Source organism: Methanofollis sp. W23, assembly GCF_017875325.1.
Classification (GTDB): Archaea; Halobacteriota; Methanomicrobia; order Methanomicrobiales; family Methanofollaceae; genus Methanofollis.
Genome location: NZ_JAGGMN010000001.1, coordinates 219,716 through 235,191, shown reverse-complemented (window position 1 = coordinate 235,191; position 15,476 = coordinate 219,716). Strand labels below are relative to the sequence as shown.

Below are 15,476 nucleotides of genomic sequence, written 5' to 3'. Positions count from 1 at the left end.
ACCCCAGGGATGAAGATAGGGCCGGGAAGGCACACTCAATCGCTATGAAGAGCGTAATGCCGTCCACCCCCCATCTTCACTCGGGGGGACTGAGGGACGGCACGCCCCCCGCCTAAGATAAAAGTCCAGAGGGTTTCTACAAAGCCAAAAAAAGAGATTTATTCCTGCTTTTCATCCTCTGCAGATCCTTCACCATCGCCGTCGCCGTTCTGCGAAAGCCTGCGCATCGACGGGAAGAGAATGACCTCTTTGATTGAGTCGTTGCCGGTGAGAAGCATGACCAACCTGTCGATCCCGATGCCGACCCCACCGGTCGGGGGCATCCCGTAGCCGAGGGCGTTGATGAAGTCGTAATCGATCATCTGCGCCTCAAGGTCGCCGAGACGCCGTTTCTGGTCCTGCGCCTCAAACCGCTCCTTCTGGTCAAGAGGATCATTCAATTCTGAGAACCCGTTTGCAAGTTCCATGCCGTTCACGAAGAGCTCGAAGCGCTCGGTAAAGCCGGGCTTGGAACGGTGGCGCTTGGCAAGCGGTGAGTTCTCGACCGGGAAGTCGTAGATGAAGGTCGGCTGAATAAGTTTGTCCTCACAGAAGTGCTCGAAGAAGAGCGCGAGATAATCGCCGTGAGTCTTTGCCGCCTCCCACTTCTCCATATCTTCCTTCTCGGCGATGGCCGCAAGTTCCTCCACCGGAGTGGCAAAGACGTCGATGTCGGCATATTCCTTCACCGCATCCTCCATGGTGAGCCTCCGCCAGGGGCGCTCGAAGGAGATCTCGGTCCCGTCGAAGGTGATCGACGCCGTGCCGCAGGTGCCGAGGACCAGGTGAGTGACGATCTCCTCGGTGAGGTTCATCATGTCCTTGTAGTCATGATAGGCGGCATAGATCTCAACCATCGAGAACTCGGGGTTGTGATGCGTGTCGATGTCCTCATTGCGGAAGTTCTTTGCAATCTCGTAGACCTTCTCGAACCCGCCGACGACAAGCCGCTTGAGGTAGAGTTCAGGGGCGATCCGCAGGAAGAGTTTCTGCTCAAGGGCATTGTGGTAGGTCGTGAATGGCCTGGCATTTGCCCCACCATAGACCGGCTGGAGAGTCGGGGTCTCGAACTCCAGGAAGTCCCGGGAGTTGAGGAAAGTCCGCAGTTCGGCGATGGCCCTGCTCCTGAGCCTGAACGTCTCCCTGCTCTCCGGGTTCATGATCAGGTCGAGGTAGCGGTGGCGGTACCTCATCTCGGTGTTCTTGAGCCCATGGAACTTCTCAGGCATGGCGCAGACCGACTTGGTCAGGAGATGGTAGGTGCTGACCCAGATCGTGATCTCGCCCATCTTGGTCCTGAATACCCGGCCGGTGATCCCGATGACATCGCCGGCATCGACAAACTTCTTGAACCGGTCAAAAGGTTCGTCGCCGATGTCGTTTTTCCTGACATAGAGTTGGAGCCGTGCAGAATCGTCACCGACATCGACAAAGATCGTCTTGCCGTGACGGCGGATGCTGTAGATCCGGCCGGCGGTCGTGATCTCTTCTTCGCTCGGGTCGTGGCCGATCTCGGCGTATCGTTCCCTGATCTCTGCCAGGGTCACCTCTCGCTCAAAGTGGGCCGGGTACATGGGGAGTCCGGCCTCCTGGATCTCCTGGTACTTGGCGAGTTTTGCCTCATCAAAACTGATCTGTGAATCGCTCATGGTAACCTATCCCGGGTACAGGCACCCGGGCGCGCGGACGCGTCCAGGTGAAATCGTGCTCTTATATTTTTTCTATCCTGTGCTCTTAAGGGTATCATCCCTGCCGTTCAGGCAGGGGGGCACGGCATGTGCTCACCCCTTCCAGCAGGTATATACCTCCGCCCTCCATCTCTCCCTGATGCGGATCGGGTACCCTTGTGTGAACACCGGCATCGGATGCACCTCTGCCCGGACCTTCAGGCTGAAGTCCTGGAGCGAGGAGCGGTTCCTCTCCACGGTTGCAGAAAATCTCCGGTGCCTTGCCCTGATCCTGGAGTACAACGCAGCGCACGACCTTCTCTTCTTCAGGGTCACCTCCGACCTCGTCCCCTTCGCCTCCCACCCGGTGAACACCCTTGACTGGCCTGAGATCTTTGCAGATGAGTGTGCCGGGATCGGGAATTTTGTCCAGGACCACGGCATGCGCATCTCGATGCACCCTGACCAGTTCACCCTCCTCAACTCCCCTGACGAGGGGGTCACCAGGCGGAGTGTCGCCGAGTTGATGTATCATGCGGCGGTCCTTGATGCGATGGGACTCGACACCACCGCAAAGGTCCAGGTCCATGTCGGCGGGGTCTATGGGGACAGACCGACGGCGATGGCACGGTTTATCGAGCGCCACCGTGCCCTCCCCACCGGGGTGAAGCGGCGGCTTGTCGTCGAGAACGACGACCGGCTGTACCCCGTGGATGACTGTCTTACCCTCCACCAGGGCTGCGGGGTGCCGGTCGTCTTCGACACCCTCCACCACGAGTGCCGCTCCTCAGGGGAGGAGGTAGGCAAGGCGCTTGCGGCGTGCGCGCGGACCTGGGACCCACGCAAGGACGGCGTCCCGATGGCCGACTACTCCTCTCAGGCGCCAGGGGCGCGGCGCGGCCGGCACGCCGCCACCCTTGACGAAGCTCACTTCGCCGCCTTCCTTGCGGCCTCCCGTCCCCAGGACTTCGACCTGATGCTCGAGATCAAGGACAAAGAGCAGAGCGCTCTGCGCGCCCTTGCCCTCGCGGCCGGGGACCCAAGAGTGAGAACGCGTCTCTGAAACCCTCTGGAGGGGTGCTTCCCGCCGAGATGATGGAGGAGGAAGACGTGAGATTGGAAGGATCGCCCATATCCCAAAACTCTCCTGGGGCAAATATCTCCTCGAACTGAAACGCATCCTTCCGGGTTTCTGAACCATCCTCCACCAGGGGACCAGGTCTCCCTGACCCCCCGCGCCACGAGAGGTCGTGGACAGCAATCCCTCATCAGGGAGTTCGAATATGCCTCCCAGGCTCAATCTTCATCGCGGGGGTCCGGAGGCGGCGCCCTCGGCGAGAGCATGGGGGAAAGCATCTCGATCTGATTGGCCGCCCCCAATCGTCGAATCTTCACCGCTGTCTCGCAAAGGGAGCACTGATCCATGCACATCACAGAAGCCAACAGGAATTTCCATCGCGTATGCTTGAGTCAGGGGTTCATACCCGATTCTACAAAGCCCTCATCTCATCTCTGAATGACCCACGACCCTCAGATACACCTGCCTGGAATACCAGACCAGATAGATGCAGACGGCGATCAGGATCAGGACCAGCAGGACGAACCCGTACACCTCTGGGGCCAACGCAGTGAGCAGAGTGAGAACTCCCGCCACCTGGAAGGCGACCCCGGCCCGTTCATGCGTAATCTCCCAGACGCGTTCGTCTGCAAGTGTCCATGGCGTCCTGATCCCTACAAAAGAATTCTGATTCAGTCCCTTCTTTATGAGGGCCCCCATGGCGATCTCCATAATGCCAAAGATCACCGCCAAAAAGGCGGGCATCGAGACCTCGGTCCCTTGCGCCCACAGGATGGCGACGACATGGACCGCAAAGAGGAAGAGAGCGATGACCAACCCGACGGCATCGTACCGCCACCTTGACTCCCCCGCGGTATTCACCCGCACATCCAGAACAGGCACCACGAAGAGGAAGAGCACAGCAACACCTGCAAGGAGGAGGGGCAGCAGGAATATACCCCAGAATGCAGGGAGATAGGCGTCGACCTCGCCAGCGGCGTCCCAGTGCGAGGGGATCTCTTCGGGCACCGTCGGGTACACCGCGATCCCGAGGAGAAATGCAAGGACGACGACTCCGATCATTCCCAGGCGAGACCATCGTAGCGTCGGCAGACCACTTTTGCCCCCTCTCGCGGCATTCTGATCAGGTTTTCCGGCCTGGGCTGCCGCCACCATCTCCTGATTCGGACACCGGCCCATCAGCTTTCCTATCATCTCGGCTATCCGGTACATCAATCAGATCTACTCTTTCACCGTTCTGAAGATTTCGTCCGCCACCTCTGTCGGATTCCTGTTTTCTGGAAGAGTGATGTTCATCTCCCGCACAAAGTCACTGAGAAAGAGCATGCATTCGTCATGGCGGGGACAGCCGGTGCAGTCGCCCTCATGCTCGTACCATACCTGTATCCCATGCGTTTCTGAGACAAAGATGACGGCATCGACCCCAAGAGGCACCGACCGCCAGACCAGGACACCGAGGAGATCCCCTACTTTTCGGTCCATGGTACGGAGGCCCTTCGAGATTGCCGGTCTGGAGACCGTGAAATGATCTGCAATCGCAGTGTTCGAGAGACCGTTCCGTCTCAGGTTCCAGAACGCAAACTGTCGCTCACCCTGCCTGAGGCACACACGTCAACACACCGATGGCGACAATATATAATACATTTCGGAGACCGCCACATGCTGCCACCTGCCCGGGTGGGGCCGTGCCATGTCATACCATGACAAGGTTATTGGGGGGCGACGACCAACATTTTCAGTATCATCTCAGGGCGGAGCGGCCGCCTGGCAGAGGATAGGGTACACATGTTCTGGAACAAAGAAATGGAGACGGTTTCCCAGACCGACCTCGAAGCACTGCAGCTCTCCAGGCTGAAGTGGACGGTGAACCACGTCCAGAATGTCGAGTTCTACCAGAAGAAATTCAGGGAGGCCGGGGTCACCCCGGCCGACATTCAGAGCCTCGACGATATCGTAAAGATCCCCTTCACCACCAAAAAAGAGCTCAGGGACGGGTATCCCTTCGGGAACATCGCCGTGCCCCTGAAACAGGTGGTGCGGATCCACACCACCTCAGGGACGACCGGCAAACCGACGGTCGTCGGGTATACCAGACAGGACCTGGACAACTGGTCTGAGCTCATCGCCAGGAACCTCACCATGATCGGCCTGACCGACGAGGACATCTTCCAGAACGCCGTGAACTACGGGCTCTTCACCGGCGGGCTCGGCTTCCACTACGGAGCGGAGAAGATCGGAGCCACGGTGATCCCGAGCGCCACCGGCAACACCAAACGACAGATCGAGATGATCGACGACTTTGGTGTCACCGCGATCCACTGCACCCCGAGTTATGGGATGCATCTCGCCGAAGTGGCCGAGGAGATGGGGGCGTCCCTGGACTCCCTGCGGATCGGGGTCTTCGGCGCCGAACCCTGGTCTGAGAACATGAGAAAGGAACTGGAAGCGCGTCTCGGGGTGGAGGCCTTCGACTCGTACGGCATGAGCGAGATGTACGGGCCTGGCGCCGCCTTCGAGTGCCCTGAACACGACGGGCTCCACCTCTGGCATGACTTCTACTTTGCCGAGATCATCGACCCCGAGACCGGCGAACGTCTGCCAGACGGTGAGAAGGGCGAACTCGTCATCACCCCGCTCGTCAAGGAGGCGATGCCCCTGGTCAGGTACCGCACCGGCGACATCACCCGCATCATCCCTGACGACTGCCCGTGCGGCCGCGGCAAGCGCCTCGCGCGGATCTCCGGACGGGCCGACGACATGCTGGTCATCAGGGGGATCAATGTCTTCCCGTCCCAGATCGAGCACACCCTCTTCTCTATCCCTGAGGTGGGAGATCAGTTCATGGTATATGTGGACAGGATCAACCATCTTGACGAGATGACAATCGAGGTGGAGATGAACCGCGAGAGTTTCAGCGGCGAACTCGCCGACCTTGCCGGCCTCCAGCGGAAGGTGACCGGGGCGATCAAGGAGAGCCTCAACCTCAGGACGACGGTCAAACTTGTCGAGCCGGGATCCCTCCCGCGCTTTGAGGGGAAAGCCCGTCATGTCGTCGACAGGAGGGGAGAGATCTGGTAAGACGGATGTGGGATCCGAGAGCAGAGGAAATGCCGGTCGAGGAGTTAAAGCGGCTTCAGTACCGCCTTCTCAAGACGCTGGTCTACCGGCTGTACAGTTTCAGCGACTTCTATCATACGCGGATGCGCGAGGCGAACGTCCATCCTGACGACATCAGGACGCTCGCCGACATCACCAGGCTCCCGTTCATGTACAAGCGCGACCTGCGCGACCACTATCCCGACCACCTCTTCACTGCCACGCAGGACGAACTCGTACGGTACCACGTCTCCTCAGGGACGACCGGCAAGCCCACCGTCGTCGGCTACACGGCAACCGACCTGGAGAACTGGACGGCTTCCCTGGCCCGCTCGCTGACAGCGTGCGGCCTGGGACGCGGCGACGTGATGCAGGTGAGTTACGGCTATGGGCTCTTCACCGGCGGCCTGGGGATGCATTATGGGGCCGAGCGGATCGGGGCGACGGTCCTCCCGTCGAGCACCGGCAACACTGAGCGGCAGATCGAGTTGATGCAGGACCTCCATGTGACGGCCATCGCCTGCACGCCGTCGTACCTCGTGCATATCGGCGAGACAGCCGAGAAGATGGGGGTCTCGATCAAGAACGACACCGACCTGCGGATCGGGGTGCTGGGCGCTGAGCCCTGGTCTGAGGCAATGCGGACAAAGCTCCAGGATTCCCTCGGGATCAGGGTGTACGACATCTATGGCACCTCAGAACTCTCTGGACCAATGTTCACCGAGTGCACCGAGCAGAACGGGATCCATATATGGGGCGACCTCGCATACCCGGAGATCATTGATCCCGAGACCGGCGAGCCGCTTCCTGCCGGCGAGAAGGGCGAACTGGTGATGACGGTCCTGAAAAAGGAAGCCCTCCCGATGATCCGCTACCGTGTCGGGGACGTGACCGTCCTGAACGACGAACCCTGTGCCTGCGGCCGGACGTCGCCGCGGATCATGCGCATCCAGGGACGGGTCGACGATATGCTCATCGTGCGCGGGATCAATGTCTTCCCATCACAGGTCGAGCACGCCCTCATGGAGATCCCTGAGGTGGTCGGGAGCGCCTTCCAGATCGTGGTGGACCGGAAGGGCGCCCTCGACTCGATGCTGGTGCGGGTAGAGATGAGTCCTGAGGCCTTCTCTGACAAGATCACCGACCTGATGCAGATCAGAGGGAAAGTCGCCCACATTCTCAAGAGTTCCCTCAATGTCGCCGCGCAAGTCGAACTGATGGCCCCGGGCGCCCTCCCGCGCTTCGAGGGGAAGGCACAGAGAGTGATTGACCGGAGAGTGTACTGATATGGCAGAGAAGAAGTATCTCATCAAGCAGATCTCGATCTTTTCAGAGAACAAGCCTGGCCGCCTGGCGGCCATCGCCAGGGCCCTCCAGGAGGCGGGCGTGAACATCCTGGCCTTCTCCATCGCGGAGGCGAACGGGTTTGGCGTCGTGCGGGCGCTCGTGAACAAACCTGAACTCGCCCACACGACCCTCACCAGCCTCGGGTTCATGGTCTCATTCACCGACGTGATCGCCGTGGCAATGCGCGACGAACCGGGCGGGCTCTTCGAGATCGCCAGGATCCTGGGCGAGGCCGGGATCAATATCGAGTATTCGTATGCCTACTCTGGCAAGGACGGAGCGGTGCTCATCCTGCGGGTCGACCAGGTGGAGGAGGGGGTCAAGAAGATCCTTGCCGCCGGCGGGACGCTCCTGGACGTGTCACTGTTTCAGTGAATCTAACCTATTCTTTTTTCGACTCTGGTGAAGTCCTCTTCAGAAGTGAACTATAGTGGGGGAAGATTCTCCAGGTCCAACCCGCACCAGATAGATCCGGGGACGGCACCAACCCCTTCATGATCATCCCTCTGCTTCTCCCCCTTCGTCCTGGAGGGCTTCGAGGTCTGGCTAAAAGGAACTCCAAAAAAAGAGAGAGAGAGGTCAGTCCCTGCGGCCTGCCAGGAGGAGTGCCGCACTCATCGCACCTGCAAGGGCGGCGACGACGCCGAAGCCTGGACTCGGTGCCGGTCTCGTCGGGGTCACGTTCGTCGGTACGGCGGTCTGCGCAGCCGTTGGGGTGGCGGGGGCGATGGTCCCCGGCACCTGGGTCGGGATGATCGTCTCATTCACGGCCAGATACTCGCTGCTCGGGGCGAGTGTGGTGGGGGGAGAGACTGGCGTCTTCACGCTACTGCCGCCATGGGAACCACCGGGCGAACCGCCACTCGTACGGCCGGGTTTTGAGGGGGATCCCGGGTCTCTTTTGGTGGTGATCGTGCCGTTCACGACAGCATATTTCGCATAGACCGCATCGCCGGGAGTGCCGGCAGACCCATTCTCCGCAATACTCTCGACCGTCAGGTTCACGGGCGCGGATGTGCCCGACTTCTTCGGGACGCAGTCCACAGAACAGAGGGTTAGGTCGCCGGTGACACCGTTCAAGTGGTAGAAACTGATCTTTGCGACATTATCAACAGTATGCACCGCCAACACCCCTCCATCGACAGGATTGGTCGTGTTCGCAACAATGGTGACATCTGATGCGTCAGTGGTGATGCTGATATCGCATGCATCGAGTTTCTCTGCGCCGGTAACAACGACCGGCACAACGACTTTCTCACCGACAGGTACAGGTGTCGTCGGGGTATTCACGGTAATCTCAGCGGCACCGACCACGCCGGCACTGCCCAGAAGAAGCAGGACCAGCGCGACCAGCACCATCGAACGTATGAATTTCATCGTCTTCCTCATAATCAGGATCTCTGGTGGAAATGTTCGTCCAGTATGCCGGCGGCATATTCCGCCACCTCACGTGCATCAGCCTGATCCAGGAGCCCGTCGCGATTCACGTCGCCGTAGAAGACACCCATTTCATCGAGTGAAGAGAGGTCTCTTGCATGTCTCGCAATATCCCGTGCATCTGCAGAGTTCGTGATCCCGTTGGCATTGACGTCTCCTGAAACTCTCCCGGTGAAGGTCAGATCGAGCTTTGCAACGTCGCCCAGGTCTCCAGAGAGAGTAACATTGCCGTCTTCGGCGACGCTGACATTTGCCGGGGAGACCGCCACCCATGAGCCTTCGACACACTTCCTCACCGCCAGATCGCTCAGGAAGACCGTCTTCCCACCATTGGAGGCATAAGGTGCATGCACAATTGCGCCAGGCACCATCTCATACCTATACCTGGCAGGAGTCCGTGCACTCCAGGTGCCGTTCTTTATCGTGTCGGTTACCACCTTCCTGAAGGAAAAGATGCCCTCACTCTCACGGGCAAAGTCCAGGTTCTGATAACTGGCGCTGTATTCGGAGTCATGCAGTCTCATCAGAACAGATCTGGGCTCAGAGGAACGGGTGGTGTATGCGACCGAGACCAGGGGTTCACCAGCAGGTACCGTCACTGTCCCAGGGAAGATGAGCGCCACCGAGAGGTTCCCGTCATCCGCATGGTAGTTCACATACCCCCCGATCCCGTCGGAGATGTTCGTGACCCCGGTGATGTTGAGATCGTCAGGATCGTACGAAAGCCTGAAGCCGATCCCTTCAGTCCCTATTATCTCGTCGGTTGCGATCGTAAACACCCCTGGCCCGGTCTCAGCCACCGAATCCTGCACTGAGATCTCTGCCGCGCATGCCGCTCCGCAAACCATCGTCAGGATGCAAACCAAGAGCAGGCATATCTTTGTCATTGCCATTCCACCTCACGAAAAAGGGGGACGGTTTTCAGATCAGAAAACCAGTCTCTGTCATGCTGTTTTCCTGTCATGCTACCTTGCCTGATCATACCCTGCGGCCTGCGAGCATGGCTGCTGCACCTGCCCCTGCAAGAGCGGCGATGAAGCCAAAGCCTGGAGTCGACGCAGGTCTGGTTGCGGTCGGGGCTGGCGTGCCAGCGGTCACCGGGGTCGCGTTCCCCACGACCTCAGAGACTGAAGAGGGGGAGGGGATCGTGGGGGTGACCGTCATGGTGGTGGTGTTCGCGGCCACCTCTCCGCTGTTTGCGCTCACGCTCTTCCCATACACGACGGCGACCGTGCCGGCCTCAGGAACCTGCGCCGAATAGTACGTCATCCCCTTTTCTTCCCTGAGATAGTGGGTGGGCCGGACTGTCCATTCTCCCTTCTTGAAGTGAGCGAGGGCAATTTCGTCCTTTGTATGCCCTGCACTCCGGCATATGCCGTCTGGAACGCAGAAGGTGATGTTTACTCCGTTCGAAGTGGATGCACCCCGTATGGTGACAGTGGCAACCTGGTAGTACTCCTGCTCTGGCCTGACCGCGGCATCATCATCGACGAGGACAAGCGCTCCCGATGCACCGGCACCCAGAGACACTGTCCTTATCATGCCATTGAAATGAGCAATTCCATCAGCATCACAGACAGCCGTCTCCTGGTCGTTCCATCCATCGTCACTCCCGGAAGAATGGTCGGAATAATTCGGAACAGCCTTCGGGACGGCACGCACCACGGTGAACACCGAGAATCCCGGCGTCTTCACTTCGTAATGATGCACGCCTGCTTCCGTTTTCACCCAGGTGGTCGGCAATGCCTCCCATGCCCCTGACACCGTGTTGAAACGATACACCCTCACATTGTATTTCTCGTTCTCCGGGACCGTGCTCGTCGGGACACAGAGGGTGATCACTGCGCTGTACTGGAGATGCTTCTCGTCCTTGAGGTTCTCAGGCGTGATGTTGAAGGAGAGGAACGCATCAGAGAGACGACCCATGCCCGTGGCAAATTTCGGAACTTCTCCGCTTGTTGGGGTTACCATGGCCACAGTAAACCTGGCATCGCCGTCGAGATCCTGCTGGTCGACAGAGATCTCCGGAAGGAGAGTCGAGACGTCAGGGGAAACCGGATCGATCTCTGGCTTCACCGGGTTTACGGGCTCTGGAGGCGTCGGGACTGAGGGGGTGGCGGTCACGACCGCCATGCAGACGACCGACCCGGCGGGGTACTGCTCTGCATCAGCGCCACCCGGTGTCACGGTGAGTCTTATGCCGCTTACCCCGGGCGTGGTGAAGACGACCGTCGTCTCCATCGCATGTTCGGATGAGAACGTGCCGAGATCATCCCCGACAAACTCCCAGACATAGGTCGCGTGTGCCGGGTCCTTCAGGTCGGGGACGTCGGCCCGCAGGGTGACGCTGGTGTCGAGAGCAAAGGTCTCGCCGTCATCGATATTCTCGATCCCGATCTTCAGGGCGGAACGGCCCACCACACCTTCCCACCTCGAAGTGCCAGCCGTCTGGCCATCCCTGTCAGTGACGGTCAGGGCGACGCGTGCAGGCCCTGGAGAGGCGAAGGTGTGCTCAGCCTCTGTCTGAGGAGAGGGAGAAGTCTGCGTATCGGTGCCCGCGGCATCGGTAAAGGTCCAGGTCCACTGGCCATACCGGTCGATGCCGATGCCGGTGTAATCTGCGATAAAGACCGCCGGCAGGCCAAGGACCACGTCCCCGTCTGCAACTGAGAGGGCAGGGTCAAGAGCCAGGTCTGCGGACTGTACCAGTGGGTAATGATCGCAGACCCCTGGCACGGGTTCATACCTATTTGCCGGGTCTTCCCCGAGATACCCGTTGACCGCACAGTTCATCTCAGAGTATCCGTCCGTGCCGTCAGGAGAACCCCACCAGTTGCCCGCGTGATAGGCCCCGCCGACAACATTCTCTCCCCTCGTCGGGGGGACATTCCAGGCATACGCACTCGCGGCGCTCCCACGAACATACGTCTGGGTGGCGAAGAGGTTGTTGGCAACCAGACCGCTGCCGGCGTCGACCTCGACGGCACATCCTCTGGCACTGGAGATCCTGTTGCCGGTGATGGTCGCAGGAGTGGCGGCCCCTGATGATACCGCGATCCCGACCATACACTCCTGCACGGTGTTCCCTGAGATCTCGCCCGTACCTGAGATGCCGGTATCGCAGTCCGTAATACTGTTGCCCGCGGCCAGTCTGAGAGTCTTGACCGTGGAATCGATACCGATCGTGCAGTCGGTCACGGTATTGTCGAGCACCCGGACCGTGGCGCCCTCGATGTCAGGGTTGTTTGTTCCAGGCTTCACAAAGATACCGGAGTGGCGCATGGTGGCCACCGTGTTTACAGAGATGGTGGTGTTGCCGTCCTTCCCGGTAACATAGATGCCATGTCCTCTGCCGTCCTGTATTTTGTTTCTTGAGATATTTGCGCCGCCAGCACCGTCAGAGAGAGTATTGGAGTAGTAGATGCTGTTCTTGGTGGCGCCACAGACGATGTTGTCAGTCACCCTGGCATGGTCATAGGCGATGATGGACTCATACCCGATGCCGCCATAGGCACAGTTTGTCAGGATGTTCCCGTCGACAACGCCGTTTTTGACATAGATACCATATGACTTGGTATTTCGCAGGGTATTGTCGATGATCGAGACGTCTGTCCCTTCAGTTCCCTGCACCATGATGCCGGTGTACCCACCGTCGATGTAGCAGTTTCTGACCGTTATGTTCCGGAATTGTGTCCTGGCCTTGGTCGAGACAACCGTGCGCCTGGTATCGGCGGTGACCAGGATATCGCGCCCGTCCAGGACGACGTCATCGCTCTCGATACTGACGCGGTGGGGCTGGGCCCCGAAGTAATAGTATCCAGGCGCGGTAATGGTGTATTTCCCGCTGGCATACGAATATCCCTCACCCCCGCTCTCGATGAGTTCCACCCCGCCGATCGGGGGCAGTTCGACGCTGCACAGGGGGGCCCTGTCATAGACACCGGTCGTCACCTCGAAAGGCGTCTGCGAGTACCCGGTCTCTGAGGTCGTCGTGTCCGACCATCCATTCCCGGTGGCGTTCGTCCAGTAGTTCCCTGCGATATACTTTCCAAGGACAATGTTCCGCCCTGACCGATCGTCAGGGGTCTGGTTCCAGGTATAGGAGGCCGCCGCCTGACCGCCGACATAGGTCTCTGCGTTGAAGAGATTGTTGTAAACCGATCCTGTCCCGCCATTGATCTCAAGGGCCGTTGCCTCTGATTTGATTACATTTCCAGAGAGCGTCGCCCTGCCGGCCCATTCTGAAGGGACAGCGATCCCGGTGGTCGTGGAGGTCACGGTGTTCGACGCAATCGAGACGTCCTCTGCCTCACGGGTGACCTCGATGCCGACCGGCGCGATCACAATATTCCGGGAGATGATACCGCTCCCATGGATCCCGACCGCCTTCGTGGTTACCGAGTTGTCAGTGACGGTCGCATCGCCAGTGGAGATCCCGCACCGAGCACTGCCGCTGATGGTGTTGCCTGAGATGACGATATCTTTTCCAGTCACATTGATCCCGACATCACCATATTTTACCTGACAGTTCTTGACGATGATATTTGAACGGTTTTCAGCAAAGATACCGGTCATGCGCGGGGTTTTTCTGTTGAAGACCATGATGGAGCAGTAGCCACCGTCGAGGGTGACGTCATCTGATGCGATGATCACCGGTTTAGCATGACCCGAACTGACAAACCAGTACTCGCCAGGGGCGGTGATCGTATAGGTCGTGGTCGTCCGGTCATAGGTATACCCGGCCCCTCCGGTGATCTTCAGTTCTCCTCCCCCTGATGCAGAGACACCACATAGGGGCATGGCATCACAGACGCCAGACCCGGCAAGAACCTCAAATGCCTCTTTGCCGAACCCTTTCACCGAGGAGTGGGTATCCGAGTACCCACTGGTGCCGTCCGCCGACCCCCACCAGTTCCCTGCAATCCATTCTCCGCCGACAATGTTTCTCGCAAAGACCGGGGCCTCCGCATTCCATGCATATTTCTCGACCGCATCCGTCCTGACGTCTGGATGGAAGTATGAAGAGGTGTTGAAGGCGTTGTTGTAGATCCTGGAAGAGCCTGGCATGCCGCCGGTGACCGCAAGCGCCGGGCCATTGGCATTCAGGCGGTTCTCGGTCATGGTGAGGGCAGAGACCGAGTTCAGTCTCAGACTCACAGTGGCACTCGTGCCGGTGATCGTGTTGTTCCTGATGACGCTCTTCGAACCAGACCTGACCCCCGAGTTCATGGCAAAGATACCGTACCCGTCAGCCTCAGTCATCCCACAGTCGGTGACCTGATTGTCAGTCAGAGTCAGGTCAGATAATCCTCCGTTCAGGAAAATACCATACCCACTCCGTGTGCAGTTGATCCCTGAATCTCTGACTGTGTTGCCCGTGACCTCGGCGCCGGCAACCGACTGGATCCCATATCCTCCAGGACTGTCCTTGCCGCAACCGATCACCACATTGTCTCTCACCGATCCGTCTTCAGTCCTGATGCCAAAACCGAAGGCAAGTTCGCTTGTGCCATTGCTGAAACCGCTGTTGATGACCGTGTTCTTCTCAATCGTTGTGCCCGCCGAACCGGAGATGCCGTTCCCGATATTCTCACCCCCAGCACCGATGGTCTTGCCAGAGTCGGTGACCGTGTTGCCAGAGACGATGCCGCCGTTGGCATAGATGCCGGTACCTGAGACCTCCTCGGCACCAGACGTCGTGACCTTCCCACAGTCGGTGACCGTGTTGTCAGAGACCGTAAGACCGGTCTTCGCATAGATCCCATACGAGCCTGTACGCCCGTCGCGGCTCTCGGCAATCTTCCCGCACCTGGTGACGGTGTTTTTCGAGACACTGCCGTCATAGCCCATGACCAGTATCCCGTAACTCCCCGGTCCCGGCGTGGTGCTGACCGCAGGAGTACCGCAATCTTTCACCGTGTTCGAGGTGACCACAACCTTCTGGGAGGCCGCGTAGATGCCCTGGCAGTTCGTACTCCGGAGCGAGGTGATGGGTTCGTCACCGCAGTCTGATATGATATTATTGCGGATCGTGGTGGTCCTGAACGCCATTGAACGGACGCCTGTGCCGTTAAATCCTGTGATGTTCCCAAAATTCTCAATCGTCACAGAAGACGTGCCCTCAGTGACCTGCACGCCGTACTTCTGACCGGCAGCATGCTCAGGGTCTGGCCTGAGGGTATGGCCGTTGCCGTCCAGCACAACGCTCCCCTCAGCCGAGATCTGGACCGTCCCTACCACATCCTCGTGCAGCGTGTAGGTGCCAGGGGTGGTGATCGTGCAGACACCGTCTATGAAGGCACTCTGGGTGATCTCAGACGGAGTGACTGAGAGAACAGATACACCAGCATCACTCTGCCCGTCCAGGACTCCAGGGGGGAGATAGACCTCTTCACCGGAAATATTCCCTGACTCTAATACGTGATCGACCTCTTGCATTTCCTCTGTTGCTGCAACAGAGATGCAGCACAGTATCATTACCGCCACAATGAGCAGCACAATCCATCGCATATGTTTCATCAAATCACAATCCATCGTGCAGGACGCATCAATATCACACAGTCAAACATTATTGCAACATGGTGCTAAATTATATGATATACGTAACACGTGATCGGATATATAACCTATAGATTCAAATCGTACATCTGAGAGGTAAGACATCCTCTTTACCGTATGCAGAAATCCTCACAGGAAAGATACACAAATAAGTCCATGAAAGGCCCTGTAGAAAACCTTGAGAGACCTCCTCACGACCGGGCAGCAGGGGGGACGCACATCCGCACCGCCTCTTGATCCAGCCCATCACAGGG

10 protein-coding genes are annotated in these 15,476 nt (G+C 58.7%); 4 read left to right on the top strand and 6 right to left on the bottom strand.

Annotation, left to right across the window (positions count from 1 at the left end; all coding sequences use genetic code 11):
• Nucleotides 1-158: 158 nt before the first annotated feature.
• Nucleotides 159-1,688 carry a lysine--tRNA ligase gene (gene lysS / locus J2129_RS00975; RefSeq protein ID WP_209628773.1) on the bottom strand — a complete coding sequence of 510 codons (1,530 nt, stop codon included), beginning with the start codon at nt 1,686-1,688 and terminating at the stop codon, nt 159-161.
• Nucleotides 1,689-1,767: 79 nt separating this feature from the next.
• On the opposite strand from lysS, the gene uvsE reads away from it, so the two are divergent.
• Nucleotides 1,768-2,769, top strand: a complete 1,002-nt coding sequence (gene uvsE / locus J2129_RS00970) for a UV DNA damage repair endonuclease UvsE (protein ID WP_348632273.1) — start codon at nt 1,768-1,770, stop codon at nt 2,767-2,769.
• A gap of 438 nt (nt 2,770-3,207) precedes the next feature.
• Here uvsE and J2129_RS00965 read toward each other — a convergent pair whose 3' ends face one another.
• Together J2129_RS00965 and J2129_RS00960 are read right to left on the bottom strand one after the other, a co-directional pair.
• The gene (locus J2129_RS00965) at nt 3,208-3,996 is read right to left on the bottom strand and encodes an SdpI family protein (protein WP_209628771.1); all 789 of its coding nucleotides are present in this window, start codon (nt 3,994-3,996) and stop codon (nt 3,208-3,210) included.
• A gap of 9 nt (nt 3,997-4,005) precedes the next feature.
• Nucleotides 4,006-4,266 (bottom strand): hypothetical protein, encoded by a 261-nt coding sequence (locus J2129_RS00960; protein ID WP_245320531.1) that lies wholly within the window; start codon nt 4,264-4,266, stop codon nt 4,006-4,008.
• 303 nt (nt 4,267-4,569) lie between these two features.
• Here J2129_RS00960 and J2129_RS00955 point away from each other — a divergent pair, with 303 nt between their 5' ends.
• From J2129_RS00955 to J2129_RS00945, 3 genes are read left to right on the top strand one after another with little or no spacing between them, the layout of a single operon-like run.
• Entirely contained in the window at nt 4,570-5,862 is a 1,293-nt protein-coding gene (locus J2129_RS00955; protein ID WP_209628766.1) for a phenylacetate--CoA ligase, read from the top strand.
• A 29-nt stretch (nt 5,863-5,891) separates the two neighbouring features.
• Nucleotides 5,892-7,166 carry a phenylacetate--CoA ligase gene (locus tag J2129_RS00950; protein WP_245320530.1) on the top strand — a complete coding sequence of 425 codons (1,275 nt, stop codon included), beginning with the start codon at nt 5,892-5,894 and terminating at the stop codon, nt 7,164-7,166.
• A gap of 1 nt (nt 7,167) precedes the next feature.
• Nucleotides 7,168-7,602: an ACT domain-containing protein gene (locus J2129_RS00945; protein WP_209628761.1), complete on the top strand. Its 435-nt coding sequence runs from the start codon at nt 7,168-7,170 to the stop codon at nt 7,600-7,602.
• A gap of 204 nt (nt 7,603-7,806) precedes the next feature.
• On the opposite strand, the gene J2129_RS00940 is transcribed toward J2129_RS00945, so the two are convergent.
• From J2129_RS00940 to J2129_RS00930, 3 genes are all read right to left on the bottom strand, one after another.
• The gene (locus J2129_RS00940; protein ID WP_209628759.1) at nt 7,807-8,604 is read right to left on the bottom strand and encodes a hypothetical protein; all 798 of its coding nucleotides are present in this window, start codon (nt 8,602-8,604) and stop codon (nt 7,807-7,809) included.
• A 14-nt stretch (nt 8,605-8,618) separates the two neighbouring features.
• A complete protein-coding gene (locus J2129_RS00935) occupies nt 8,619-9,551 on the bottom strand; it encodes a dockerin type I repeat-containing protein (RefSeq protein WP_209628757.1) in 933 nt (310 codons plus the stop codon).
• Between the two features lie 91 nt (nt 9,552-9,642).
• Nucleotides 9,643-15,102: a NosD domain-containing protein gene (locus J2129_RS00930; protein ID WP_209628755.1), complete on the bottom strand. Its 5,460-nt coding sequence runs from the start codon at nt 15,100-15,102 to the stop codon at nt 9,643-9,645.
• Between the last annotated feature and the right edge of the window lie 374 nt (nt 15,103-15,476).